The sequence below is a fragment of the Weissella sp. DD23 genome (genome assembly GCF_001579105.1).
In the GTDB taxonomy this organism is placed as follows: Bacteria; Bacillota; Bacilli; order Lactobacillales; family Lactobacillaceae; genus Weissella; species Weissella cibaria.
On the sequence record NZ_KQ970390.1, the window covers coordinates 89238 to 90556 of the forward strand.

Below are 1319 nucleotides of genomic sequence, written 5' to 3' on the forward strand. Positions count from 1 at the left end.
CGGGCGTCATCTAAAAGATTTTCAATTTTTGGCGCAATTTGGTGGTTGTTTTTACTGTTAATAATCTGCATTGGGTTGCGACGCCAGACCGATTGGCAACGATTACTGCAACTCGGGCTGATTGGCGCATTTATGTATTTGCTCTTATTCGAGGGTGGCCGCAGCCGGTATGTGATTCAATTTTTGCCACTGTTCTTTTTGTTGGCAGGGAGCACCGCTGATATTGCGTGGCAGGCATTGAATCCACTTGGACAGCAAAGCGTTTGGTTGTTTTTCGGAAAGGAAACGAAATGATTGAAGCACGTTATCGATTAAAATTCTATATCAATGCGTACCACTTTATTCGTTGGCAAGGTCATGATGGCGCGGTGCACCCGCATACCTGGGAAATCGTGAGTGACTTTTCTTGCTTAACGGATGAAGAGGTGCCCTTTACAGACTATGAAAAGAAGATTGGTACCTTTCTGGCGCAATACGACGGCCAGGTTTTAAATGATGTCCCACCATTCGATCAGATTAATCCGACCGTTGAAAATTTTGCGACCGAAATTTTTCAACGATTACGTGTTCACCCCGAACTAATTGGGGCGCATGTTATGTTGGAAAAATTAGAAGTTAGTGAAGGACCAACACGGTCATACATCTTGATGAACATTGATTGAGGTAGTGTGACATGAAAAAGGTGTTAATTTGGATGGGGTCTTTGCTTGGTGTGATTGTAGTTGTCTGGGGAACCGTGCTAATCATTGGTCAGGGCGGCGGCTTTTCAATTAATCCGCAAGCTCGCACGATGCATACCAGCACAGGACATCGACAATGGACGAAACAAGATTTTGATGGCCTTCAAACGCTGGATTGGGATGCAGCGTTTGATGAGCAGTATGACAATATTGCAGCAACAATTGTTCAACCGGATTTGGTGAAAGATGAGCGCATTAAAATGGGCCGATCAAATACGATTTCCCGTCGAACACAAACCTGGCATTTGGCACATGCGACGGTGGTTTTAAGATTTTATCAATATGATGAAGCAGGTAATTGGGTGCTTCATGATAAGACCTGGTTAACAAAGTGAGTAGTAGTGGTTAAGAGTGAGAGAAACCCTCAGTGTGATGAAACTGTCATACTGAGGGTTTTATTGTGGCGTTTAAAAGGCTCTTTGTCAAATGGTGTTGGTCGAAGAAAATTCTGACTAAAATCGTTGATTATTGAGTTTTTATAACCTGGATTGTGTGGGTGATTGGCAATAGCCAGTCGCCTACACAATCCAGGTTTTTTTCTTTTAAGCGGGAATGATTCTTGGGTGAACCAATTGCGTG

Annotated in this window: 3 protein-coding genes; 2 read left to right on the forward strand and 1 reads right to left on the reverse strand. The window is 43.4% G+C overall.

What is annotated here, in order from left to right; translation table 11 throughout:
• Positions 1 to 290: 290 nt before the first annotated feature.
• Positions 291 to 662: a 6-carboxytetrahydropterin synthase gene (locus tag WEIDD23_RS00420; protein WP_194687380.1), complete on the forward strand. Its 372-nt coding sequence runs from the start codon at positions 291 to 293 to the stop codon at positions 660 to 662.
• An 11-nt stretch (positions 663 to 673) separates the two neighbouring features.
• Positions 674 to 1075, forward strand: coding sequence for a hypothetical protein (locus tag WEIDD23_RS00425; RefSeq protein ID WP_062358620.1), 402 nt, complete (start codon positions 674 to 676; stop codon positions 1073 to 1075).
• A gap of 29 nt (positions 1076 to 1104) precedes the next feature.
• On the opposite strand, the gene WEIDD23_RS14000 is transcribed toward WEIDD23_RS00425, so the two are convergent.
• The coding region (locus tag WEIDD23_RS14000; RefSeq protein WP_207644193.1) for a hypothetical protein at positions 1105 to 1319 on the reverse strand (215 nt) is incomplete at its 5' end.

Coding starts and splice junctions, on each gene's coding strand:
- WEIDD23_RS00420 (WP_194687380.1), top strand. CDS start 291: ATGATTGAAGCACGTTATCGATTAAAATTCTATATCAATGCGTACCAC.
- WEIDD23_RS00425 (WP_062358620.1), top strand. CDS start 674: ATGAAAAAGGTGTTAATTTGGATGGGGTCTTTGCTTGGTGTGATTGTA.